Source organism: Pseudomonas fluorescens, assembly GCF_004683905.1.
GTDB lineage: Bacteria > Pseudomonadota > Gammaproteobacteria > Pseudomonadales > Pseudomonadaceae > Aquipseudomonas > Aquipseudomonas putida_A.
The window spans coordinates 3,843,246-3,867,136 of the sequence record NZ_CP038438.1 but is presented as its reverse complement, the minus strand read 5'-3'; the positions used below and the strand labels follow the sequence as shown (position 1 = coordinate 3,867,136).

Here is a 23,891-nt window from a genome sequence, read left to right as displayed (position 1 = left end):
CCACTGATCTGAAGAGACCGCAATCCGCTATCCTTGCCCCACACTGACCCAACGGATGGCGGCATGCTTCAGGTTCAAGGCGTGTTCAAAAGTTACCTCACCCCCCAAGGCCCGTTACCGGTGCTGCAAGGCATCGACCTGACCCTCGAGCCCGGCAGCAGTCTGGCGCTGATGGGCGAATCCGGCAGCGGCAAAAGCACCTTGCTGCACCTGATCGCCGGCCTCGACAAGGTTGATCGCGGCAGCATCCGCAGCGGCGAGCATCGGCTGGAAAGCATGAACGAAGCGCAATTGGCCGACTGGCGGCGCACTGAAATCGGTCTGGTGTTCCAGCAGTTCAACCTGATCGGCAGCCTGCGGGTCGAGGACAATCTGGCGTTTCAGGCGCGTCTGGCCGGGCGCCATGAGCCGCGCTGGCAGGCGCATCTGGTGCAGCGTCTGGGGTTGGGCGAGTTGCTCAAGCGTTACCCCGAACAGCTTTCTGGCGGCCAGCAGCAGCGGGTGGCTTTGGCCCGAGCCTTGGCGTCGCGGCCAAAACTGTTGCTGGCCGACGAACCCACCGGCAGCCTCGACGAAGCCACCAGCGATGAAGTGCTGCGCCTGTTGCTCGAGCTGCTCGACGACACGCCGACCACGCTGTTGATGGTCACCCACAGCCCACGCGTGGCGGCGCGGTTGGCGCAGCGGGTGGTGTTGTCCAGTGGCCGGCTGACGTGAACGTTTTCTGGCAAACCCTGCGCGCGCTACTCAGCCATTGGCGGCGGCATCCGGTGCAGTTCTTCAGTGTGCTGACCGGGTTGTGGCTGGCGACCAGCCTGCTGACCGGGGTCGAGGCGCTGAACAGTCAGGCCCGCGACAGTTACGCCCGGGCCAGCCAGATGATCGGCGGCGAACCTCAGGCCAGTCTGGCCACACCGAGCGGTGCGACGTTCACCCAGCAGTGGTTCATCGATCTGCGCCGCGCAGGCTGGCCGGTGTCGCCGCTGCTGCAAGGCCGGCTGATGCTCAAGGATCATCCGGATCAGCGGCTGCAACTGATGGGCATCGAACCGGTGTCGCTGCCGACGGACGCTGCGGTGGCCGGGCAGGCGATGCCGATCGAGCGCATCGTCGCGTTCTTCTCGCCGCCGGGCAGCACGTGGATTTCACCGGAAACCCTGCACGCCTTGGGCCTGACCGAAGGCGCCACGCCGCAAACCGCCAGCGGCCAGACGCTGCCGCCGCTGCACGCGCAAAAGGACATGGCACCGGGCATGTTGCTGGTCGACATCGGCGTCGCGCAAACCGTGCTCGAACAGCCCGGGCAACTGTCACGCTTGTTACTGCCCAAGGATTTTCATGGCGAGCTGCCGGCCGCGTTCAATGGCCGGCTGCAGCTCAAAAGCAGCGCCGAGGAAAACAATCTTTCGCGCCTGACCGAGAGCTTTCACCTCAACCTGGATGCCTTGGGCTTTCTCTCGTTTCTGGTCGGACTGTTCATCGTGCACGCGGCGATCGGTCTGGCACTGGAACAACGTCGCGGCCTGCTGCGTACGTTGCGCGCCTGCGGGGTCAGTGCGCGGATGTTGATCGGCTGTCTGGTCGTCGAGCTCGGTGTGTTGGCGTTGGCTGGCGGGGTGTTCGGAGTCATCAGCGGTTACTGGCTGGCGAGCGTGTTGCTGCCGGATGTCGCCGCCAGCCTGCGCGGCCTTTATGGCGCGGAAGTGGCGGGGCAGTTGCGCCTGAGTCCGTGGTGGTGGTTCAGCGGTATTGGTTTGAGCCTGTTCGGCGCGTTGCTGGCCGGTGCCAACAGTCTGCTGCGTGCGGCACGCTTGCCGCTGTTGGCGGTGGCGGATCCGCAGGCCTGGCATCAGCAACATGCGCGCTGGTTGCGCCGTCAGGGTTGGCTGGCGGCGGTGCTGGGACTGATCGCGCTGCTGGCGTTGCTATTCGGTGACAGCCTTGGCAGTGGATTTGTGTTGATGGCCGGGTTGCTGCTCGGCGCTGCGCTGGCGTTGCCGGTGGTGCTCAGCGCGGTGCTCAATCCGTTGCTCGGGCTTAGTCGCTCGGTACTCGGTCAGTGGTTTCTCGCCGATTGCCGCCAGCAACTGCCGGCACTCAGTCTGGCGCTGATGGCGCTGCTGCTGGCGCTGTCGGCCAATATCGGCGCCGGCAGCATGACCGCCGGTTTTCGCCAGACCTTCGACGACTGGCTCGAACAGCGCCTCAGTGCCGAGCTGTACCTCAACCCGGTCAATCCGGCGCAATCGCGCGAGATGTACGCCTGGCTCAAGCAACAGCCGAACGTCAGCGCGGTGCTGCCCAACTGGCAAGTCGCGGTGACCCTGCAAGGCTGGCCGGCGGATGTCTTCGGGGTGATCGATCATCCTTATTATCGCCAGCACTGGCCGTTGCTCGAGGCGATTGCCGGAGATCCGTGGGCGCATCTGGCGAACGACGATTCAGTGATGCTCAGCGAACAACTGGCACGACGGCTGAAGGTGCGGGCGGGGAATCATTTGAACGTGCCGACACCGGGCGGGGCGTGGTCACCGCGGATCGTCGGGATCTACGCCGACTACGGCAATCCCAAGGGGCACGTGCTGGTCAACAGCAATCATCTGCTGCGGCTGTGGCCGTCACTGACGCCGAACCGTTTCAACCTGCGCATCGCGCCGCCCGATATCCCGCCGTTTTTGTCTGCGCTGCAAACGCGCTTTCAGCTCGATGACAGCCGCATCGTCGATCAGGCGCGGCTCAAGGGGTGGTCGGTGCAGGTTTTCGAACGCACTTTCGCCGCCACCGCCGCGCTCAACAGCCTGACTTTGGCGGTGGCCGGTGTCGCGCTGTTCATCAGCCTGCTGACTCAGAGCCAGAGCCGCCTAGGGCAACTGGCGCCGCTGTGGGCCTTGGGCGTGACGCGCCGCCAGTTGATGCTGCTCAACCTCGGCCAGACCTGGCTGCTGGCGGTGTTGACGCTGGTGCTGGCGTTGCCATTGGGGATCGCGTTGGCGTGGTGTCTGGATGCGGTGATCAACGTGCAGGCATTCGGCTGGCGCTTGCCGTTGCGGATCTTTCCGCTGCAACTGCTGCAGTTGCTCGGGCTGGCGTTGCTGGCGACGCTGTTGGCCTCGGCGTGGCCGCTGTATTCGTTGTACCGCACGCAACCGGCGGATCTGCTGAGGACGTTTGCCCATGAGGATTAACCGGGTTGCGCTACTGTTCGCGCTGCTGCTGTTGGGCGGCTGCGATCAGCCTGCGCCTGAGCAGAAGGGCTTCGCCGGGCTTGGCGATCAGGCTGCGCAGTTCACCGCCGTGGTGCCGGGGCGTGTGTTCAGCTTCCCGGCAGATCACGGCGCACATGATGGTTTTCGTATCGAGTGGTGGTATGTCACCGCCAATCTCAAGGACCGGCAGGGTCACGATTTCGGTGTGCAATGGACGCTGTTTCGCAGTGCGTTAAAGCCTGCGGCAGAGCAACCGGGCTGGGCCAACCAGACAATCTGGCTCGGCCATGCCGCCGTGACGTCGGCCACCGTGCACCATGCCGCCGAGCGCTATGCCCGGGGCGGAGTAGGGCAGGCCGGGGTGAACGTCGCGCCGTTCGAGGCGTGGATCGATGATTGGCGCTTCGCCAGTCAGGCGCAGGATCCGCTGACCGATCTGCAACTCAGTGCCAGCGACAAAGCTTTCAGCTATCAATTGCACCTCACCTCCAGTCGTCCACTGGTGTTGCAAGGTGACAACGGTTTCAGCCGAAAATCCGAACAGGGTCAGGCTTCGTACTACTACAGTCAGCCGTTTTTTCAGGCCAGCGGCACCCTGCAAATCGACGGCCAGACCTACACCGTCAGCGGCCCGGCGTGGCTGGATCGTGAATGGAGCAGTCAGCCGCTGGCAGCCAATCAGACCGGGTGGGACTGGTTTTCCCTGCACCTGGACAGTGGTGAGTCGCTGATGCTGTTTCGCACCCGGCAAACCGACGGCGCGCCGTATCTGACCGGCACCTGGATCAACGCCGACGGCCAGACCGAAACCCTGCACGGCGCGCAGATCAAACTCACGCCTCAGGACACCGCCAAAGTCGCCGGACGTAAGATGCCGGTGCGCTGGTCGATCAGCATTCCCGACAAACACCTCGACATCAGCCTCGACGCGCTCAATCCCGACGCCTGGATGAACCTGCGCATCCCTTACTGGGAAGGGCCGGTGCGGATCAGCGGCAGCCATGGCGGGCGCGGCTATCTGGAAATGACCGGGTACTGAGTTTCGTACACAAACCCCTGTGGGAGCGGGCTTGCCCGCGAAGGCGCCGGTACAGTCACCCACAGAGCAATTGCCTGGAACTCCGCCCCGTCTACCATCCTCTACCGATCAATCCCGGCCCATTTCGAGGCCCCGGCGAGGACTCCCCCCATGAGCGACGACCTGCAACCTCCCGACCTCACCACGTGGCAGCGTCTGTTCGACGATCAGACCTACTGGCAGCAATCCCCCGACGCTCACTACTTCGACCTGCAACGCATCACCGACGACCTGCTCGGCCAGGGCGCGATCGATCTGGAGCAGTGGCAGATCCTGCGCGCCAAGGCCGATGACCTGCACAAGGATTCGCCTGCCGTGAACGTTACCAATGAACTGGATGACCCTGACGCCTGAGGAGAACCACCATGAAACCCGTATCCCCCAGCGAACACCCCGACGAACCCCGGCCAACGGGAGAAACCGAGCGCGACAACGACGCCCTGCGCCCGACCGACCCCAAACAGCGCGAGGACAGCGGCAAGGGCACCGCCAGTGGCGAGTCCACCGCGCAGGAGACCGCCGCGTCAGAAACGAAAGCCAAGCCCTGAACAGCGTCTATGCTCAGTGGCACATTCGGCGCCAAACAGACGTTGGCGCCGGTTGCTGCCATTCATTACAGGGAAAGTACCGCTTATGAAGCTCCACGCTCTGGCCAAGGCCATCACCCTCGCAACCGTCCTGTCCGCCACCAGCTTCGGCGCCATGGCGGCCGATATTCCGCTGTCCGCCACCGTCGAGGGCGATCAGGTCACCACCAAAGTGCTGGCCGTCGATGCAGCCAACCATCAGGTGGTGCTCGAAGGCGCCGAAGGTCGTCAAGTTCACGTTCAGCTCAGCGACAAGGCGAAAAACCTCGCCAATCTTCAGGTCGGCGATCTGGTAAAAGTCGAAGTACAACGCTCGGTGGCGGCTTACCTCGATACCGATGTAGATAAAGGTCTGCCTGGCACCGTCGAGCGTAGCGGCGAGCTGCGCAAGGCGCCGGGCAGCGAAAACCCGGGCGGCGAGGCTTATCGCCAGATTCAGGTGCAACTGAAAATCACCAAAATTGATTTGAAGAATAATCAGGTGACCCTGGAAAACCCTCAAGGTCAGTCGAAAATCCTCGACGTCAAAAAGCCTGAAATTCAGGCCAAGCTGAAAGATCTGAAAGTCGGGCAGAGCGTAGTTGTCACTTATACCGATGTATTAAAAGTGACCAGTCAGCATGAAAGCTGAGTATTAACTCTACAAGATGATTGTTCTTGTACAAATTATTGTATGAGAACAATCATCTGAAATGGGCTGAGCCGTGCTTTGAAAGTTTCACGAAAGGATTTCGTCGATAAATATCTATTAACTTTTTCGTACATAAAATTTACCTTTGTGTATGACGACATATCTGCCAACTTCTATTAAAATCCTTCCCGTTCGCCCAGTGTCAGGGCTCTTTACCGGTGCATGGATTGCCAGGCCATTACACTGGGCGAACACCTCTTCGGAGCGGATGTATACAATTTCAGATAAAAAAGGGCGACTTTGCAGTCGCCCCTTTTTTGTGTTCGCGATTATGCCGATGCCTGCCCCTCAAATCGTTTGAGGGTGGCTTCATACATCTTGGTGCGGCGGTGGTTTTTGCCGTACGTGCCGGCGGCGGCGACGGTTCCTGCCTGGATGTGATCCAGATAGCGGAAAATCTTGCGTGGTGACAGCAGCTTGATGCCATAGCCCAGACCGACCATTCGATCTTGCAGGGTATAACCGGGCACTCGGTCATCCATGCAAAAGTGCAGTCCATGGGACTTCATCAACTTGGCGTTCCACAAAGTGCAGAAACTCTTGAGGTGAGTTTCCCGATAAGGTTTCGGCTCTTTACTGCGCAAACCCAATGCAGTTTTCGCCCGGCGAATATAGTGTTTGCAAAACCGCGAAGTTAGTCGCCAGGTGTCTCTCAGAATCCCTCGATTGATTTGCTCGACACACCCGACTGCGGCGATGTCCGCAGACTTTGTACACTCACGCAGCATCATCGCGAAGACTTCCTTGTCGTAGACAAAGGTGTCGGTGTGCAGCAGAAATAGATAGTCGGTTTCAACTTTTTCCAGCGCCAGATCCAGCGCCTTGCCATGCGCAATATGTCCCGCTTCTTTGCCGGGGGAGGGACGTTCGATCAGGTTGATCCAGTCCAGCGAACGCAAGTAATCCAGACTGGCATCCGCCGAATCATTGTCCACCACCCAAACCGGAATGCGCTGCGCTTGAACATGCTGGCGCAATAACTCCAGGCACATCCGGGTGATGTCCGGGGTTTTGTAATTTACCAATACAAGACTGAAATTCGGCTGCGTAACGGCTGGTAAATCAAACTGGCTCATTCGGGAAGCTCATCCGCGGTTGATCGGCGACAGGTGTCTCTCGGGCCGGGATGCTAGCGACGCAAGCTTAGTTGAAGCTTAATTTGCCGTTCAGCAAGCCATTCGAAGTGTGTCGAGCCACGACATCTCGCGCACGACGCAAGCCGGCCCACAGGCTAAACTGCGCGCCCCTCAGATGCTTCAAGGACAAAACGGCACCTGCCGTCGCCTCACGGATGAAACCACTTTCCCTCTACCACCCGGCCCTGTACTGGCTGCGCGTGTGGCAAAAAAGACTATTCCGCCAGATCGCCTGGCACTGCTCCAGCAAACGCTACGCACGCCTTGTGGCCGGCGCTGACCGTCTGCCATTCCGCTACCTGAAACACACCTCGAAACTCATCCGCAAATTGGGCAACTCCGACCTCGCCCTGCAACACAACAAAGTCATCAACCTCAAACTCGCCGTCGCCGCCATCGACGGCCTCATCATCGCCCCCGGCGAACACTTCTCCTTCTGCCGCCTCGTCGGCCGCCCAACCCGCAAACGCGGCTACGTCGAAGGCATGGAACTGTCCTTCGGCGAAGCGCGACGCGGTATCGGCGGCGGAATCTGCCAACTGAGCAACCTGATCCACTGGATGGCGATCCACTCACCGCTGATAGTCGTTGAACGCTCCAACCACAGCTTCGACCCATTCCCGGACGAAGGGCGGGTGCTGCCATTCGGTTCGGGCGCGGCGATTTTCTACAACTATGTTGATCTGGTGCTGCATAACCCGACGGATCGGACTTTTCAGTTGAAGTTGAACGTGGGGGAAACGCAGTTGGAGGGTGAGTTGCTGTGCGATCAGGTGCGGGCGTATCGGTATCACGTGTTTCAGGAAAAGCACCGGTTTGTGCGGGAGGGGGAGCGGGTGTATCGGGAGAATGAGATCTGGCGGGAGGTGCGGGAGAAGGGGCAGGTGGGGGAATTGGTGGAGAGGGTGAGGTTGTATCGAAATCGGGTGGTGGTTAAGTATGAGGTGGCGGACGAGTTGATCGGGTAGGGCGCGCCAATCGCAACATGATATTGGCGCCCACTGGTCAGTTTCTGAAATAGAGCTCATCCAGTTGGCGTTTGCGTATGGACAGATACTCTTCCCATACCTTGGGGAAGTCTTCATCTTTGGTCAGCGGGAAGGTCAGATAGATGTATCTTCCAACCACACTGATATATTGCCTCGCACGCTTGAAGGCCGGTTGTTCGTAAGCTGCCACGCTTACGTCGTAGGCGTCATGGTAGTGATGGATGCTAACTCGGTGCGGGGCGATCATGCACCGCGAAAAATCGATGACCCAGCAGCTGTCAACGGCTGTGCTCAAATAACCGTAGACACCGTCGCTGGATAGACGAATGCATGAATTAGCCTGGGTGCCGTCGTCATCGTTGACCAAAATGATCTTGTCCGCGAAGTAATTGATATTTCTGCCGTCAGGCCCTTGCAGGAGCAAGCTCCAGCCTTCGGCTCCCATGCGGAATTCACCGTTGTTTTCGAAGGTGGCGATCCAGTTATTGGCGAGTGTGATTTGATGTTTATTCATGGGTGCTCATGTAAACCGAAGGGCCGCAAAGTAATGGGTATAGTTTCTGCCTAAAACTAGAGAGCCCAAGAGTCATGTTTATGAAGGCGATTAGATTGTAAGATGATCGCGTCTATGTAAAAAGAAACTGTGATCTGTACCCGACATTGTCGGTAATGCCTGAATGCAATACTGTCTATAAAAGTGTCAGTGAGCGCATTGCACTATACTGCGCCGTCATTATTGTATGCCCTAATATTGGCTATACTAATATTTTTTGCTTGGCATGTGACTGCACAGTTATTTTCAAATTTAATTGTGACTTTGTAGTCTGAGGATTTTCCCTCGATTGTTAAGGTGGTGGTGCCGCTGAAGTTGAAATTCTCTACATTAAAATTTTCTATGTCTACTATGTAGAGCTGAAACTCATACTCGTTGTAATTCTTTGTCAGCCACTTTTTAGGGGCTGCTTGCTCTATTTTGCTGGATAATTTTATGCATATAGAGTTTCCGTCCAGCATTACGTATGACGTACGCATGCTTGAGGGGGAATATGTTTCTCCGAAAATCGACGTCCACTGCTTTTTGTTCGATATTGATGATATCCACATTCTAAATTGCTCGAAATATGTAGTGGGCTTTACCAGGTGCTTTGCCTGTTCTAGAGTTTTTAATTGGTCGTTGATTGAAGTGGTAAGAGGGCGACGGATCGATTTTTAATCCCTTTTAAATCGAGAGGAAAGCGAACCGTTAAATAAATCTGTCCCCTTAACCCACTAATTTAATGCGGTATTTATGGAGATAGAAGAATTTTAGATTTTGAATTGTTTTAAATATCTATCCTCAGCTATGCCGAAGTCGTGATCTGCAGGTTTCTCAAAGTTGTTCAAGATTAAGAGTGCATCCCTTGAGTCTTAATCGTTTAATTTCCTCATCAAATGTGTACTTTGGCAGATCCTTGTTTTTTAAATCATATTGCTGCCTAAGCAGACGAAATAGTTTTCCTATATTTTTCTTGCTTCTCTCGTCAAGACTTTCGATTAGGTCGTAACTATTGCTCGATAAAAAGGCTATTTTGTTTTTAAGTGTGTAGTAGGCGCTTATGTTGGAGAATAATCCTTCGGCATCTGAATAATCTTCCTTTAAGTATTCTGCATAATCTTCAAATATCGATGTAAGTAAGTTTTGTGCGGCTTTCTGGTTCTTTAAAACGCTGCATATTTCCTGCCAGTTACTAATAGAAAGATGGTCTCCCCAGTCTGAGTCTCGAGCAAAATATTGTCCATTTCCTTTAAAGAAATCAGATGTCTCGTGAAGGTCTAAAGCAGTTTCAAAAGTGGTCTTCATTGAAGCTTTTCCCAGTCATCGAATTTTTGCAATGAAAAAGGGGCCGGATTTATTTTCTGAAAAGAAGGCCAAAGGGAGGGCGTTCAATCCCTTTTGATCAAAAAGTGGCAAGCTGAAGCAGTATAGGTATGCTCAGTTTTTTGGTGAGTGATTTCACCAGAAATAGAAATCCATTATTTTTTATAAATTGAAAGCGTTTATGTGTTTATGTCATTCAGTTATGTTGAGTTGCCATTTTTATCGAATAAAGAGTGGTTTTTTTCGATATTCTTTGAGTTGAGTATTAAATATGGATTTGTAGTTTTTATCAATTTATATATTTCTGGAAAAAATTCAGAAGTAAAAAAACAATCCAGTATCATGTTTTATTGCTGATTCATTAAGCTTTAAGATTTTGTTTATTATTTCAGTGTTGGTGGTTTTTAATGCTTCTTGGAATATGTTGAGGGATGTTTGTAATTCTGAGGTTCCTTGTATTTTTTCGTCTTCGTACTCGTCTATAAGTATTCCTAGTGTTGAGTAAATTTTTTCAATTGCTCCGGTCTTTACAAGGATTGAGAATTCATCTTCGGAAAGAAAAATTTCTTCCAGATCTCCCGGTAAACATGCATCAAAGTCTAATCGATTCATTGCTTCCACGGTTACTGGCACTGAAATTGTTTTCACTTCTATGGTTCCTTGTTAAAGTGCGTAACTTCGTTGTATTCGCTTCGCGATCTGCCTGTTTGCTTTCCGTTCGGAAGCGTTTTGTTGCTAGGTACAATTAAGTCAAGGTTCAGATATTTACGTTTTCCGTGAAGTGAGGGGTCGTAAACTCTAAAATAGTTTCCATTCATGTCTTCTACTACTTCTACTCCGTCTTGAGGGTTTTTGTATATTTTCTTACTCTAAATAGTTTGCTAATTATAAGGTTGTTGCCGGCGAATTTTTCCGCAGCATTATTTAAATTTGCTTTAGAAAAAGGGGGCGGATTTATTTTCTGAAAAGGGGCCAAAGGAGAGCTTCAGTCTCTTTTGATCAAAAAGTGGCAAGCTCGAAATAAATCCGCCACCATTTTCGTTGTCCCATTTTCGTTTTTGTGATTTTTCTAAGGGGTTTTTAAGTTTTTGAATAGTTAATTTCTATTCGTTATTCTGTTTGTACTTTTTTCAAAGTATTTTTGATTGCATTTTTCAGCTCGGTCCAGTCTTTTGCTTTTTCGCTATGGATGGGCGCTTCCCAGTTGTAATTTGAGATTAATGATACTTTGAATGCGCCGTGTTCACTAAACTCCGGATACCAACCAATATCAATTATTTGCTGGAAGGGAAGAATGGCTTGAAATAGATCTTCTTTGAGTTCATCCAATATGATGGATATATCAGCGGACTGATCCAGCTGAGAAATATCATCGAATGTTACAGTTCCGCCTAGTTTTTCTATTTCTGTAATAAGCATGTTTTATTTCTTCTTTTTCGTGAGTTTTTTAAATGCATCTTCGGAAATTGGATGTCCATGAATTGTATTTGCACTGAGCTCAACCCTCATGAATCGAGTTTCTTTTCCATCGTTTGCGCCGATTGTTCGTCCCATGTCGATCACTTTCCAAGGTTTCCCGTTGTTAACCTCTTGGCCATGCTCAAAAGCATGTCGTTCTAAAGCTTCAATGTCTGTGCCTGGTGCATACTTGGCTGCTCCGCCATTTGCTGTTGACTTTACAACAGATGGCCAAGGAGCCTTGGGTGCTACGTGCTTATTTCCGTGGTTGGTCCATTGAACATCTGGAGATTTTGGTGCTCCGTCATCCACGTTTGCTTTACGTGAGGGATCTTCTATTTTTCCGGGCTTGCAGTTTGGTCCTCCGGGGCAATCGGAACTCAATCCCAGTGGGTCGATCCATCCAGTAGGGTTAGGCACGTACTGATAGTTGTTCAACCCACCCGCAAGCTTGATCGGATCCGGTGTCAAAAACCGCCCAGTCCCCGGATTGTAGTAGCGGTGCCGGTTGTAATGTAACCCCGTCTCGGCATCGAAATACTGACCCTGGAAGCGCAGCGGGTTATCAATCTCGCTGACGTCCAGCGCAGCGAGGTTACCGTAGGCGCGGTACTTCGCCGACCACATGATCTCGCCACTGTAGTCGGTGAGTTCCTGCGGTGTGCCCAGATGATCGAGTTGATAGTAAAACGGCGTGGCTTTGCGCGGGCCTTCGCCGTCGAGCATCGCCAATGGACGGAAGCTACCGGGCTCATAGATGTAGCTGCGGTAGCGGTTTTCGGCGCTTTCGGCGATCAGTCGTTCACCTTGCCACAGGAATTCGGTTGTCTGGCCGTCGACGGTTTTTTCGATACGGCGACCAAAGGCGTCGTATTTGTAGGATGCGGTACTGCCGCCCGGCAGGCTGACGCCGATGAGGCGGTGCTGGCAGTCGTAGCGGTATTCGGTGACGAGTTTCTGGCCGGCACCACGGCGTTCGCGGATCAGGTTGCCGTAGGCATCGTAGTCGTAATGGCGGTCGCCCTGCATCAGCAGGCGGTTGCCTTTGACGTTGGCCAAGTTCGCTGTGCCTTCGTTGTTTTGACCCAGCAGGTTACCGGCCGGATCATGGGCGAAGCTTTCCGGTGTGGCGCCGCGCACGCTGATGAGTCGGTCGAGCGGGTCGTAGTGGTAGCTGCGCTTGCCTTTGCGGCTGTCATCGATACCGGCGAGATTGCCGTTGGCGTCGTAGTTGTAGCGACGCTGAAACAGGTTCTTGTCTCGCTGGCCGACTGTGTGGGCTTGCAAGCGACCCTGCTCATCGTACTGGTATTGGCTGAGCAGCAGACCTTGTTGGCGTTGCTGTTCGCGGCCGGCGCTGAACTGGTGAGCGGTCAGACGTGAGCCGTTGAGGTCGATGCTGCTCAGACGCCCGCCGGGCAGGTGACGGTAATCGAGCGTACTGCCATCTGGCAGGCGGCAGTGGCTCAATTGGCCGACGCTGTCGTACTCATATCGCGTCGTGCCCCAGCCCTGGTGCTCGGTGATCAGGCGGTCCTGCACGTCGTATTCGTAGGCGAGCGGCCAATGGCCGTCGTCGACGTTTATCAGGCGGCCCAGTGCGTCGTAGCTGTAGTGAATCTCTTCGCTATGGGGAAGTGTCTTGACCAGCAAACGGCCAGCGGCATCGCGTTGGTATTCGGTAACGAGTTCGCTGCCGTCATCACCGTACTCGGTTTTCTTCAGCAACTGGCCATTAAGATCGTATTCGTAAGCCGTGCGGCGACCGTCGAAACCGGTCTCCTGCTGGATCAGGCCGTTCGAGTAATAGTCGAGTTGATAGCGTTCACCGCGCTCGTTCTCGATCTCGGTGAGGTTGAGTTGCGAGTTGTCGTAGCGATAGCGCAGTTGGCTGCCGTCCGGATTGATGCGGCGGCTGACAAGGTGCAGGTTGTCGGCGTATTCGTAGCGAGTGATGCGGCCGAGTTCGTCACGTTCGGCGGTGACGTTGCCATAGGCGTTGTAGGTGAAGGCACGTGTTGCGCTGTGCTAGGCGGTTGGCCGCATTCCGTTGGTATTGGGTGATGGCGCGGATTCTTCCTTACGAGTGATCTGACGACCCAGTGCGTCGTAGCGATACTTCCGTTGACCTCCGTCCGGCAGACGCTCTTCCGGAAAAAGGGGACGGATCTGTTTCTGAAAAAGCGGCTAGAACAGGGGGATTTTCACTCCCTTTTGAATCAAAAAAGGGGGGCAAGCCGGAAAATAAACCTGTCCCCTTAGTCCCCCTTAGTCTCGTCTGTAAGGTCGGTGACCTGATTACTTCGCCATAGTCGCAATTTCGACTATCCACACACGCGAATGACTCATCTCAACGTTATTCTTTCACCCATTTATCCAAAGGAAGTTTCTCAGTTTTTTTTGCAAACAATTCTTTTGCTTCCCGAAGAGTCATGTGGTTTGGGCCGCTATAAGTGTCAAGGTTGCTAGTTCCATTGTCTTCCCATTTGCATAGGTCGCAAATTTCATAATTACCAAGCACTGAAAGCGTGCGGTATTTACAGCACGGGCAAGGCATCAGAGTTTCAATTTCTCCAGATACCTCGTACTCTCCAATATTCAATTGTTTTAATTTTTTTGATAAGAATACGTTTGTTACGCCTTTATAGCTTGATGTTAGGGCAAGCAAGATAAGTTCGTCATATTTTTTATCATCGATGTCGCTAGGTAGATCGTCCCCGCTAGCAATAAGGCTCTGCAGTTGCTCTGATAGTGTGAAGAATTCAGGATTGCTCTCATCAATACTCCACCAATCGAGGAGATGAGATTCTCGCTCGTCATGGTCAAGCAAAATCAAAATTGCCTTTGAGATTTTTTTTATAGCATCGTGTCGATCAATTTTGGTCATTTTATAAACCCTTAGCCAATTCAATGGCGGATTGGAAGGCGTCGGCGCTTCTACCATCATCTCTATAAAATGTTCTAATTTCTCTGGATTTCAAGTGTCCAACAAATATTCTTCCAGTTGCTGGGTCATGTTTGATTACAAAATTTCCGACATTCGTTTCGTTAAAGCTTCCTGATTCTTTCGAGAATTCTTTCGCCTGTTTTAAGTATTCAGTTTGGCTTATGTTTCCGAATTCTTTTTGATCAATTACATGCTTTTGATAATGAGGTTGCAACTTCCCAGAAGAAAATCCCTTCCAATTGACAGATGCGGCCGCCGTTGGAACCTGCGCATCTCCTTGATTTACTCTGGCTTTGTCCTCAGGCGCCTCAGCGCCTTGGCCAGGGATGCATTTATCTCCGCCAGGACAAGTGTTCAGACCAAGCGGATCTACCCAACCCGTAGGATTAGGCACGTACTGATAGTTGTTCAACCCACCCGCGAGCTTGATCGGATCCGGCGTCAAAAACCGCCCAGTGCCCGGATTGTAGTAGCGGTGCCGGTTGTAATGTAACCCCGTCTCGGCATCGAAGTACTGACCTTGGAAGCGCAGCGGATTATCAATCTCGCTGACGTCCAGCGCGGCGAGGTTACCGTAGGCGCGGTACTTCGCCGACCACATGATCTCGCCGCTGTAATCTGTGAGTTCTTGCGGCGTGCCGAGGTGATCAAGCTGATAGTAGAACGGCGTAGCTTTGCGTGGACCTTCGCCGTCGAGCATTGCCAGAGGGCGGAAGCTGCCAGGTTCGTAAATGTAGCTGCGGTAGCGGTTTTCCGCGCTTTCAGCGATCAATCGTTCGCCTTGCCACAGAAACTCGGTAGTGTGGCCGTCGACGGTTTTTTCGATACGGCGACCAAAGGCGTCGTATTTGTAGGATGCGGTACTGCCGCCCGGCAGGCTGACGCCGATGAGGCGGTGCTGGCAGTCGTAGCGGTATTCGGTGACGAGTTTCTGGCCGGCACCACGGCGTTCGCGGATCAGGTTGCCGTAGGCATCGTAGTCGTAATGGCGGTCGCCCTGCATCAGCAGGCGGTTGCCTTTGACGTTGGCCAGGTTCGCTGTGCCTTCGTTGTTTTGACCCAGCAGGTTACCGGCCGGATCATGGGCGAAGCTTTCCGGTGTGGCGCCGCGCACGCTGATGAGTCGGTCGAGCGGGTCGTAGTGGTAGCTGCGCTTGCCTTTGCGGCTGTCATCGATACCGGCGAGATTGCCGTTGGCGTCGTAGTTGTATCGACGCTGAAACAGGTTCTTGTCTCGCTGGCCGACTGTGTGGGCTTGCAAGCGACCCTGCTCATCGTACTGGTATTGGCTGAGCAGCAGACCTTGTTGGCGTTGCTGTTCGCGTCCGGCGCTGAACTGGTGAGCGGTCAGGCGAGAGCCATTGAGGTCGATGCTGCTCAGACGTCCGCCGGGCAGGTGACGGTAGTCAAGTTTGCTGCCATCGGGCAGGCGGCAGTGGTTCAGTTGGCCGACGCTGTCATATTCGTAACGTGTGGTGCCCCAGCCTTGGTGTTCAGTGATCAGGCGATCTTGCACATCGTATTCGTAGGCGAGTGGCCAATTGCCGTCGTCGACATTTACCAGACGACCCAGTCCGTCGTAGCTGTAGTGAATCTCTTCGCCATCGGCGAGGATTTTTACCAACAGGCGGCCAGAAGCATCGCGCTGGTATTCGGTAACGAGTTCGCTGCCGTCATCGCCGAATTCGGTTTTCTTGACCAACTGGCTGTTGAGGTCGTACTCGTAGGCAGTGCGACGACCGTCGAAGCCGGTTTCCTGTTGGATCAGGCCGTTGGCGTAGTAGTCGAGGTGATATTGCTCGCCGCGCTCGTTCTCTATTTCGGTAAGCAGCAGTCCCGCATTGTCGTAGCGGTAGCGCAGTTGGCTGCCGTCCGGATTGATGCGACGACTGACAAGATGCAGGTTGTCAGCATATTCGTACTGGGTAATGCGCCCAAGTTCGTCTCGCTCGGCGGTGACGCGACCATACGGGTTATAGGTGAAGGCACGGCTGGCGCCACCGGGTAGGATCACCTGAATCAGACGGTCAACGGCATCCCATTGGTATTGAGTAATGGCGCCCGTTTCATCTTGGCGAGTGATTTGCCGCCCAAGTGCATCGTAACGGTATTTACGTTTCCCACCATCCGGTAACTGCTCTTCAAGCAATTCGCCGAGGTTGTTCCAACCTAACCTATGGCGGCTGCCATCCTGGTTTAGAATCTCTAAAAGACGACCTTGATCATCGTAAGAGTAATACGTTGAATTACCGTCGGGATCAATTTGTTGAGTGATATCACCTTGTTTGTTTCGTATATATTTCCAGATCGCATCGCCACGACGAACTTCGGACACAAAGCCGAATTTGTAGTCGTAAAGTGTAGGTGTGTCCTCTGGCGGAATTACTGCTTCCAATCGACCCGCGTCGTTGTACTGGTATTCCGTGATTGCGCCTAATGGATTCTTTTCGGCAACAAGACGGCCCTTTTCGTCGTAGATGTTGCTGTGTTCCGCTCCACCCGGTTCGACTTTGCTGATGAGTCTGGCGTGATCGTCATGAGTGTAGATTTCCTCACTGCCATCAGCGTTAGTAACAGTGACGCTTCCATTATCGTCCCAAGTATAGCGGGCATCCATCTGTGTAAAGTTTGCCCAATGATGGATGCATCGAGAGGATTTTCCTTCGTTCTCCCATTCCCAGAAGAAGCTCGCACCACCAGCTAGTTGCCTTTCGAGAATTACGTTTTGGTGGTTATAGGAATAAAGCTCACTTTCACCCGCGGCGTTTTTCGCTTCCACGAGGCGACTGTGCTCGTCGTATCGATAAGTGACAAGTGTTTGAATGGTGGCCCAAGCATCTTCCAGGTTGTCTGCAGGGATGAACTGCTGATAATCGACAGATACAATATGCTTGCGATTATAGCGAATTAATAATGCTCGTCCCGCACCGTTATCTACACGTTTGATTCGTCCATGAATATCGCGAGTAATATGAAGCCGATTACGATACCGGTCAGTAATTGCAATAAGTGTTGCGCCTTCGCTGTTGTACCTGAAGTGATAGAACAGCGGGCGCTCGCCTGCCTGGGTCAGAATGAGTTCAGATGGATCATCACCAATAAAGATAGCCGCTTTTGCTAGGCTATTGGTTATTGCTGACCGTTGTTCGCTAGGAAGCGGAAAGTTGGTGATGCGATTTTCATGATCTGTCCAGACAATCCCGTCGTCATTCACTTGGACTCGCTGCGCAAGAGCGTGACTCCACCCGTAGCCTAGTCCACAGTCTACTTCTGCTGCGCTAGTACGATATAGGCGGGTCCATTCGAATGGAAACAGTCCATTTAACTGGCCGTCAGTAAGCGTTAGCAGTTCCTCCCCTGTAACCATCGATACTGGGCAGCCGTTAACACAAGTTTCCCTGGTGCAGGCGACGTTTTTATCGTCGTGGTTGGTTGACTGTTTTGATTTGTCATCAACATGCTCTGAACTGCCAACTTTTGCATGGTCTTGTCGGTCCCAGCCAAGTTTGACCTTGCCCTTTTCAAAAGTCCCAGCGATCGCCCTTGTAGCGAGTTTTTTGTAGTGCTCGATCGCTTCCATGAACTTTTTAACAATACTGAATATGGATTTTACAAACCCAGAGACAGCTTCGATAACTCTTGCACCGTAGTTAACCAAGCGCACGCCGAGGTAGGCAATACCTGAGCCCTCTGCAGCGAACGTGAGAACGATCGCCAGAAGAATATCTATTAAAATAGTTACGATGGCGCTGGATATTTGTTCTGCGGTTTTTCCGGATATTACGCTGGGAGGGAGTTGTAGTAGCCAGATTCCTGACGCCTTCAGAATAAGAAAAAGTGCCGCTTGGTCGCTGGCTAGCAACATCAGCTTTTCCATCATCGCTGGTGTTTCTTTCGCTAGTCTCAACAAATCGCTCGCGCTTTCTCCCAATTCCTTTGCGAATTGTTTCGGATCCTTCAGGATCTCAAAGATTCGCTTAATGCCGTCAAATGCTGCCTTGATCGCCTCCCAACTTCCAATGAGCGTTCCCTTCATCTGGGCGAGGTAGGGGGAGGCAAGTGTTTCCTTCGGCCAAAGTGGTCTGTATTTTCTCCATTCTAAGTCGAGCCAGTCTTTTAACTGTGCGGTGAACCCGTCGTAGGAGCTAAATAGCTGATTTAGCTGATTTTTTGTTACTGAGCTTTGTACCCGAACGAAGTATTTTTTTCCTGGTACGCCCTTGTAAACACCTTTTCCATCAGCATCGAGAGTGATAGAAGTTGCTGTGCCGCCTTCTTTGGGAGTGACCTCGACCGTTATATTGCCAACGGGAATGTCGTTGACGGAGACAAACTTACTTTCGATCAGCAGTCTGCCATCCTTGGGGCACTGTGCAACCGTGGATTCGAACTCATCGTCTTTCACACTGACAGTAGCGTTCGCGCTCCCGAGCTTGATGGATCTGCTCAACCCAAAAAATGCTGGTCTATCGAGAAATTGAGGCCCCTTGTCCAGCCATTCCGCATATTTGCTTTCAGTCAGTTCTCGGTAGTCCTTCAAACTGTCCGGGAAGGTAGAGAGTTGTTTATCAACAAAGGCAACGCGATCCATCAGCCTTGCTCCAGAATCAGGTGGTTTAACAGTGCTTCTTTAAGGTTTTTCGGCGCATCCGGGCGGCGCACGAAACGGCTGACTTTCAGCTTCAGGTTGTTCTCAGGCCAAGCGTTGTAAATGTCCGGGCGGTCTTCTTCCAGCCACTGCATAAGGTTGCTGATCAGTGTCGTCGGGTTGTCCTTGGCTAAGCCATCCAGCAAATCCTTCGGCACCTCCCACCACGGCCAATCCTTCACCTTCGGCAACACCCGTGTCCCAACCTCCAGCGTCTGCCCATTAATCAAATACCGCTCAAACACCGGCATTACTTCCCCAGCCTTCTCCCCAATCCCCTTCAGAATCGGGTAGATATGCCGCCCATCCCAGAAGCGGAAAAACACCTCGGTCCCGTCCGGCATCTTCACCTGGGTCAGGCTGCGCAGGTGTTCGAACACCTCGTTCGGTTCGGCGCGTGAGACCGCCAGCCAGCCCCAATCGAGGGCGTCGGTTTCGGCGATCCAGGGCAGGAATGCCGAGTTCGGTTTGAGTTCGGTGACGTAGGGCATCACCGGTTGCCAGGTGGAGTAGGGCGTGCCGCCCCAGATCGGCAGGAGCTGGGCGGTGGGTTCGGTCAGGTACAGGGTTTTCAGCGCGTCGGCATCGCTTGCTGCGCTGACGATCAGGTACAGGCGCTCGCCAGTCTGCAGCGGCTGTTGTGCCAGCCAATCCTTGGGTGTCAGTCGATCAGATGGCACAGGCACCTGCCTTGCATTTTTCGCATTCTTCGCAGAACGGCGCGTTGCGTTTGAGGGTATTGATCTGGGCCGGGGTCAGGACCTGGCCGGCCTTGTCAGTGTCGGCCTGTTTCAGGATGCCGGGCATCAGCGGGGCGGCGCCGGTGCCGCTGCCTGGGCTGCCGCCGGAGTTCATGTTGATCACCGGGCCGCTCATGGTCACGCCGCCGGCGTCGATCTTGATGAAGCTGCCGCCGCCGATCAGGGTCAACTCGGCGCCGGCTTCGAGCACGACTTTCATGCCGCTGCTCAGGTGGATTTCCTGGCCGGCGTCGATGAATTGGCCGGTGCCGATCTTGATGTGCTGGTTCACGCCCACGGTCAGGTGGTCGTTGGCGCGGGCTTCGACTTTGCGGTCTTCGTAGACGGTGTGATGTTCTTCGGCTTTGAATTCCGTGTAGCTGTTCTGCTCGACGGTGTCGTGGCGTTCGTTGCCGACGCGGATCTTCTGATCGTGCTCGATGTTCTCGTCCCAGTCGCGCTGGGCGTGGAGGAAGATCTGCTCCTGACCTTTCTTGTCTTCGATGCGCAGTTCGTTGTAACCGCCGCCCCCCATCGAGCTCAGGGTCTTGAAGGTGCTACGGGTCTTGTTTGCCGGCAGCTCATACGGGACGGTGTTTTCCTTGTGGTACAGGCAGCCGCTGATCAGCGGTTGATCGGGGTCGCCCTCAAGGAAGGTGACCAGCACTTCCATGCCGATGCGCGGGATGGCGATGCCGCCGTACTGGGCGCCGGCCCAGGCGCTGGAGACGCGCAGCCAGCAACTGGTTTTGTCGTCGGCCTGGCCTTCGCGGTCCCAGTGGAATTGCACTTTGACCCGACCGTACTGGTCGCAGTGAATCTCTTCACCTTTGGGGCCGGTGACCACGGCGCTCTGGCTGCCGAGGATGCGCGGTTTCGGGTGGCGCAACGGTGGTCGGTTGGGTACGTCCCACGGCGTTGCCTGGAAGCGGTTGCGATAGCCCTGATGGAAATCATCTTTGAGGGCGGTGGTGTCGCTGGTCACCGACTCTTCCAGCACTTGCGGCTGCTTGCCTTCGTGGAGGACTTCGGTGAGCAGCCACAGGTCGTTCCACTTGGCCTTCGGGTGCTCGGTCAGGGCGAGGAAGTGGCCGCTGACCAGCAGCGGCTGATCGCTCTTGCCTTCGGCGAGCTGGAAGTCGCTGCGGTGGCGTTCGAGGGCGCGTTTGGCCAGGTGTTTGCCGCGCTCGCGGTCGATGAACCGGCCCGGGTAATCGTAGTCTTCGAGGTCGGGAAGGGCGTCGCCGCGGTTTTCGCTTTCCAGGGTCAGGCGCGGTTTTTCGAAGTCGTAATCGCGGCGCGTGGTGCGGCTGGTACGGGTTTCCAGGCGCAGGTCGAAACGCTTGATCACCGGGTTACTGGCGACCATGCCGGAGTCTTGCTGGTAGGCCACAGGCTTGAGTTTCGGGAACACCGTCTGGTCATCGCCGAACACCAGCTTGTGCGCCGTGGCGCTGTGCTGGAAGTGGTAGTGAATACCTTCTTCCTCGCACAGACGCTGGATGAAATGCAGGTCCGATTCATCGTATTGCACGCAGTAGATGCGCTCGGGATAGATCGAACCGGTCTTGAATTCGTAGGCGTTGCTTTGAATGCCGTGCTCTTCGAGAACCATGCCGATGATTTTCGGCACCGTGAGGTTCTGGAAGATCCGTTGGTTGACGCGGTGCGCCAGGTACGACAATTGCGGGCGCAGGGTCACCGAATAACGGGTCAGGCGTTTGCCCGAGTCACCTTGCGCGGCGCGGTAGATCTGGCCATGGATGCCGCTGCCATCGGGCGACAGCTGCAGGAAGGCCGGTTTGTGCAGCAGGGTTTCGAGGTCCAGCGACGGCTGCTCACTGACCAGCTCCACCTCAAAGACAAAAGGCTGGCTGATGGCTTCCCGGCCGGTCAGGGTAAACACCTGAAAATCGGCGGAGAGCCCTTCGATGGTCAGGGCAAAGTGGGTTTCATTGGCCGGCGCGAACATCCCTTGTTCCTCGTGCTGTACAGCGGCGTTCGTCGACAACCGCAAGGCGGTTCAACGCACGCGAAATTCTGGAGGGGCGTAAACAACATCGACCAGCAGGGCTGGTCGATGCTTGTAACGATCAGCCGTAATTAAACGACTGGAGCACGCCAGTCATCGGAACCCGAAGTACCGGATACTTCGTGGGTCCAGGTGATTTTGCGGTAGGTGAACTGCACTTCTTCCAGGTGGGTGAAGTGCGAGTTGCCTGGATCCTGGCAGTTGTGCATTTTGTTGTTGATGGCGACGATGATCGCGTCTTCCAGTTTGGTGGTGTAGTAGTGCTCTTGAGTACCTTGAGCCGAAGTACGGTACCACTGGATAACGATTTCGCTCATGCGCTCGCCGGAGGTCAGAGCAGCTTGCAGTAGAGGCGAAGCCTTGTCGTAGACCTTGGTGATGATCACTGGCTTGTGCACGCGCTGACCGGTTGGCTGACCGGATTGTGGGTCACGCGGGATGATCACGTCGTGGCTGAAAGCCTGAACCATGACCTGGTCTTCGTGGCCTTCCTGGTAGGTGTTGCCAACGGAGTCGGCGGTGAAGGCGCCGGCAGTGATCAGGCCTTGTTTTTCGCCGGTAACCGACATGTACGCTGGTGTTGCCATGGGGTGCTCTCCTTGCGGATAAATTTAGGGTGCCCGGGAGGCGAAATCGCCCGGTGGGTGCCTGACTGTTATCAAGGAGCGTGCCAGGTTTGTCGAAGGTCCCGGCAACCGGGGGTGGAGTGGCTCTGGCGTGCGGTTTGGCCGATGTTTTTTGCTGAATCGAGAGGGAAAGTGCGCAACTTCTTGCGCAGTACTGCGCAAGAAGTTGCGCACTCGGCTGCGGGCCACGTGCCTCAAGGCCTACAGCGCGATGATCAGTCTTTTTCGCCGAGCGAGTGCGCAAGAAGTTGCGCAGTAAGGCCAAGGGCCAGCGTCGAGCGTTTCGCCTTGTTGTCGCGACTGCGCTAGAGGCAACATTTGATTCTGTGGCGAGGGAGCTTGCTCCCGCTGGAGTGCGCAGCGCTCCCAAAACGAGGGCCGCTTCGCAGCCCAGCGGGAGCAAGCTCCCTCGCCACAGTCAGAACAGTTTCACGCCCAAAACCTGAGCACACTCCTCAATCGAACGCCGCTGCGTCTCGGCATACAACCTCAACTCATCAATGGTCGCACGCCCCAGCGCCTGTTCGAACGCCTGGCGGTTGGAGTGTTCGCCATAGTGCGTCTGCGCCGCGTCCCCAAGGTTCGACTGAAAAATCCCCGCCGCACTCACCGGCAGGAAATCTTCGTACACCAACGGTCCAGCTTTCACGTGGCCCTCGCGGAGCAAATCCTCCAGCGATGCGGACGTTAGGCTACCCGCTGCCAGGCCTTTTTCCGTAGGAAAGTAGCGAAAATACGCCAGCTCCTGTTCGCGCATGCCTTCGACGCTGTCAGGAAATTCGCCAAAGTGCTGAGTCATCAGCGCGTTGTAACGTGCGGCGTTGCCTTCGTTGGGGAAGTCACCGAGTTCATCGCGCGCGGCATTCAACAGGCGGTCATACAGCGCCCGGCCCTTGGGAGTCAGCGCCGCGCCGCGTTGTTCGATCTCGCCGAAGCGCGCGCTGTGGCTGCCACGGGTGTTGTGCTGGTCGGTGAAAGTGATCGGCTCATCCAGCGCTTTGAAACTGGTCTGGCGCAGCAGGATCGGGCAGTGCCGACGCGGCGGCCCTTCGATTACCGCTTTCGGGGTGATGCCATGCACCGGCATTTGCGCCTGAACCTTGTCGATGTCTAGCGTGCGCGGGGTCAGGTGATTGATGTGCGGGCCTTTGAACGCCACCACATCGGCGATCAGACGGTGCTGAGCGCTGAGGGTCTGGTACTGCGCGGCGGTGACGGTTGCGCTGTGGTGCCAGCGAAAGGTCTCCAGGGCCTGCAGGACAAATTCCTCCGCTTCAGGCTCATTCAGACCACCCGCTGACTCAGCCTGCTCGATCAGGTGCAAGACAGTAGGGGTAAAGATCGAACGCTGATTCAGTACCGATTCGGCAAACGCGCGCAGCTCGGGATCTTCGATCAGTTCCAGACGCAGCAACGAAGTGAACACCCGAAACGGACTGACCTGCAGCGCCGCTTCATGCACCGCGCGAAACGCCGTGGAGTGCACCGGCACACCCGCCGGAGTCAGGTCGTAATAACCCACCGGTTGCATGCCCATCACCGCGAACAGCCGGGCGAGGGTCGCCAGCTCTGTAGCCGTGCCGACGCGGATGGCGCCGTGGCGCTCCATGTCCAGCCGTTGGATTTCACCGGTACTGTCGAGCTGCCGTGCGATGTCCGGCTGAGCCGCCAGCACTTCGCGGTTGGTCTGTTCCACCAGCTCCATCAGCGCGCCGTACAACGGCACTTCTTCGCGGTACATGTCGGACATCGCTTTGGAGAAGCGTTGGCGGATCAGGTCGGGGCTGACGAAAGGCTGCACGGTCATGAAAAAAATTCCTGCCACGGTCACGTAATGGATGGAGGAAAAGATCGCAGCCTTCGCCGACGGCGGCAAACGAAGAATCCTACGAACT

At 54.9% G+C, this 23,891-nt stretch carries 19 protein-coding genes and 1 pseudogene; 7 read left to right on the top strand and 13 right to left on the bottom strand.

The annotated features are described in order from the left end of the window. Nucleotides 1-63 precede the first annotated feature (63 nt). The 6 genes from E4T63_RS17700 (at nt 64) to E4T63_RS17675 (ending at nt 5,502) form a co-directional block, all read left to right on the top strand. Nucleotides 64-717: an ABC transporter ATP-binding protein gene (locus E4T63_RS17700; protein ID WP_083368660.1), complete on the top strand. Its 654-nt coding sequence runs from the start codon at nt 64-66 to the stop codon at nt 715-717. After that, nucleotides 714-3,185, top strand: coding sequence for an ABC transporter permease (locus E4T63_RS17695; protein WP_135296166.1), 2,472 nt, complete (start codon nt 714-716; stop codon nt 3,183-3,185). Before E4T63_RS17700 ends, E4T63_RS17695 begins: the two co-directional genes overlap by 4 nt. Next, nucleotides 3,175-4,245: a lipocalin-like domain-containing protein gene (locus tag E4T63_RS17690; protein ID WP_135296165.1), complete on the top strand. Its 1,071-nt coding sequence runs from the start codon at nt 3,175-3,177 to the stop codon at nt 4,243-4,245. Before E4T63_RS17695 ends, E4T63_RS17690 begins: the two co-directional genes overlap by 11 nt. Before the next feature lie 150 nt (nt 4,246-4,395). Beyond that, a complete protein-coding gene (locus E4T63_RS17685) occupies nt 4,396-4,638 on the top strand; it encodes a hypothetical protein (RefSeq protein WP_135296164.1) in 243 nt (80 codons plus the stop codon). Nucleotides 4,639-4,649: 11 nt separating this feature from the next. Next, a complete protein-coding gene (locus E4T63_RS17680) occupies nt 4,650-4,832 on the top strand; it encodes a hypothetical protein (RefSeq protein ID WP_135296163.1) in 183 nt (60 codons plus the stop codon). Nucleotides 4,833-4,917: 85 nt separating this feature from the next. After that, nucleotides 4,918-5,502, top strand: coding sequence for a hypothetical protein (locus tag E4T63_RS17675; RefSeq protein ID WP_135296162.1), 585 nt, complete (start codon nt 4,918-4,920; stop codon nt 5,500-5,502). 329 nt (nt 5,503-5,831) lie between these two features. Here E4T63_RS17675 and E4T63_RS17670 read toward each other — a convergent pair whose 3' ends face one another. Further along, nucleotides 5,832-6,638, bottom strand: a complete 807-nt coding sequence (locus tag E4T63_RS17670; protein ID WP_135296161.1) for a glycosyltransferase family 2 protein — start codon at nt 6,636-6,638, stop codon at nt 5,832-5,834. Nucleotides 6,639-6,853: 215 nt separating this feature from the next. On the opposite strand from E4T63_RS17670, the gene E4T63_RS17665 reads away from it, so the two are divergent. After that, the gene (locus E4T63_RS17665) at nt 6,854-7,666 is read left to right on the top strand and encodes a VanW family protein (RefSeq protein ID WP_135296160.1); all 813 of its coding nucleotides are present in this window, start codon (nt 6,854-6,856) and stop codon (nt 7,664-7,666) included. A gap of 37 nt (nt 7,667-7,703) precedes the next feature. Here E4T63_RS17665 and E4T63_RS17660 read toward each other — a convergent pair whose 3' ends face one another. The 12 genes and pseudogenes from E4T63_RS17660 to hglS all read right to left on the bottom strand — a co-directional run bounded on the left by E4T63_RS17660 (nt 7,704) and on the right by hglS (nt 23,803). Next, nucleotides 7,704-8,201, bottom strand: a complete 498-nt coding sequence (locus E4T63_RS17660; protein ID WP_135296159.1) for a hypothetical protein — start codon at nt 8,199-8,201, stop codon at nt 7,704-7,706. 203 nt (nt 8,202-8,404) lie between these two features. Next, nucleotides 8,405-8,719 (bottom strand): Imm50 family immunity protein, encoded by a 315-nt coding sequence (locus E4T63_RS29000; RefSeq protein WP_432431698.1) that lies wholly within the window; start codon nt 8,717-8,719, stop codon nt 8,405-8,407. 337 nt (nt 8,720-9,056) lie between these two features. Next, nucleotides 9,057-9,527 (bottom strand): hypothetical protein, encoded by a 471-nt coding sequence (locus E4T63_RS17650; RefSeq protein WP_135296157.1) that lies wholly within the window; start codon nt 9,525-9,527, stop codon nt 9,057-9,059. A gap of 333 nt (nt 9,528-9,860) precedes the next feature. Further along, nucleotides 9,861-10,193, bottom strand: a complete 333-nt coding sequence (locus tag E4T63_RS17645) for a hypothetical protein (protein ID WP_135296156.1) — start codon at nt 10,191-10,193, stop codon at nt 9,861-9,863. Between the two features lie 462 nt (nt 10,194-10,655). Further along, the gene (locus tag E4T63_RS17640; protein WP_135296155.1) at nt 10,656-10,964 is read right to left on the bottom strand and encodes a hypothetical protein; all 309 of its coding nucleotides are present in this window, start codon (nt 10,962-10,964) and stop codon (nt 10,656-10,658) included. A 3-nt stretch (nt 10,965-10,967) separates the two neighbouring features. Then, nucleotides 10,968-13,154: pseudogene (locus E4T63_RS17635) on the bottom strand (RHS repeat-associated core domain-containing protein); the annotation flags it as partial. Nucleotides 13,155-13,359: 205 nt separating this feature from the next. Then, entirely contained in the window at nt 13,360-13,890 is a 531-nt protein-coding gene (locus E4T63_RS17630; RefSeq protein WP_158547269.1) for a CPCC family cysteine-rich protein, read from the bottom strand. 1 nt (nt 13,891) lies between these two features. Further along, entirely contained in the window at nt 13,892-18,541 is a 4,650-nt protein-coding gene (locus E4T63_RS17625) for an RHS repeat-associated core domain-containing protein (RefSeq protein ID WP_245223389.1), read from the bottom strand. After that, a complete protein-coding gene (locus E4T63_RS17620) occupies nt 18,541-19,278 on the bottom strand; it encodes a DUF4123 domain-containing protein (RefSeq protein ID WP_134786771.1) in 738 nt (245 codons plus the stop codon). Before E4T63_RS17620 ends, E4T63_RS17625 begins: the two co-directional genes overlap by 1 nt. Next, nucleotides 19,268-21,310, bottom strand: a complete 2,043-nt coding sequence (tssI, locus tag E4T63_RS17615) for a type VI secretion system tip protein VgrG (protein ID WP_135296154.1) — start codon at nt 21,308-21,310, stop codon at nt 19,268-19,270. Before tssI ends, E4T63_RS17620 begins: the two co-directional genes overlap by 11 nt. Before the next feature lie 131 nt (nt 21,311-21,441). Then, on the bottom strand, nt 21,442-21,957 hold the full coding sequence (locus E4T63_RS17610) for an Hcp family type VI secretion system effector (protein WP_003226246.1): 516 nt from the start codon (nt 21,955-21,957) through the stop codon (nt 21,442-21,444). A 457-nt stretch (nt 21,958-22,414) separates the two neighbouring features. Beyond that, on the bottom strand, nt 22,415-23,803 hold the full coding sequence (gene hglS, locus E4T63_RS17605) for a 2-oxoadipate dioxygenase/decarboxylase HglS (protein ID WP_135296153.1): 1,389 nt from the start codon (nt 23,801-23,803) through the stop codon (nt 22,415-22,417). Nucleotides 23,804-23,891: the final 88 nt, after the last annotated feature.

Bases quoted from the DNA above. Each gene is read 5' to 3' on its own strand.
- E4T63_RS17700 (WP_083368660.1), top strand. From the start codon at position 64: ATGCTTCAGGTTCAAGGCGTGTTCAAAAGTTACCTCACCCCCCAAGGC.
- E4T63_RS17690 (WP_135296165.1), top strand. From the start codon at position 3,175: ATGAGGATTAACCGGGTTGCGCTACTGTTCGCGCTGCTGCTGTTGGGC.
- E4T63_RS17685 (WP_135296164.1), top strand. From the start codon at position 4,396: ATGAGCGACGACCTGCAACCTCCCGACCTCACCACGTGGCAGCGTCTG.
- E4T63_RS17680 (WP_135296163.1), top strand. From the start codon at position 4,650: ATGAAACCCGTATCCCCCAGCGAACACCCCGACGAACCCCGGCCAACG.
- E4T63_RS17675 (WP_135296162.1), top strand. From the start codon at position 4,918: ATGAAGCTCCACGCTCTGGCCAAGGCCATCACCCTCGCAACCGTCCTG.
- E4T63_RS17670 (WP_135296161.1), bottom strand. From the start codon at position 6,638: ATGAGCCAGTTTGATTTACCAGCCGTTACGCAGCCGAATTTCAGTCTT.
- E4T63_RS17665 (WP_135296160.1), top strand. From the start codon at position 6,854: ATGAAACCACTTTCCCTCTACCACCCGGCCCTGTACTGGCTGCGCGTG.
- E4T63_RS17660 (WP_135296159.1), bottom strand. From the start codon at position 8,201: ATGAATAAACATCAAATCACACTCGCCAATAACTGGATCGCCACCTTC.
- E4T63_RS29000 (WP_432431698.1), bottom strand. From the start codon at position 8,719: ATGCGTACGTCATACGTAATGCTGGACGGAAACTCTATATGCATAAAA.
- E4T63_RS17650 (WP_135296157.1), bottom strand. From the start codon at position 9,527: ATGAAGACCACTTTTGAAACTGCTTTAGACCTTCACGAGACATCTGAT.
- E4T63_RS17640 (WP_135296155.1), bottom strand. From the start codon at position 10,964: ATGCTTATTACAGAAATAGAAAAACTAGGCGGAACTGTAACATTCGAT.
- E4T63_RS17630 (WP_158547269.1), bottom strand. From the start codon at position 13,890: ATGACCAAAATTGATCGACACGATGCTATAAAAAAAATCTCAAAGGCA.
- E4T63_RS17625 (WP_245223389.1), bottom strand. From the start codon at position 18,541: ATGGATCGCGTTGCCTTTGTTGATAAACAACTCTCTACCTTCCCGGAC.
- tssI (WP_135296154.1), bottom strand. From the start codon at position 21,310: ATGTTCGCGCCGGCCAATGAAACCCACTTTGCCCTGACCATCGAAGGG.
- E4T63_RS17610 (WP_003226246.1), bottom strand. From the start codon at position 21,957: ATGGCAACACCAGCGTACATGTCGGTTACCGGCGAAAAACAAGGCCTG.
- hglS (WP_135296153.1), bottom strand. From the start codon at position 23,803: ATGACCGTGCAGCCTTTCGTCAGCCCCGACCTGATCCGCCAACGCTTC.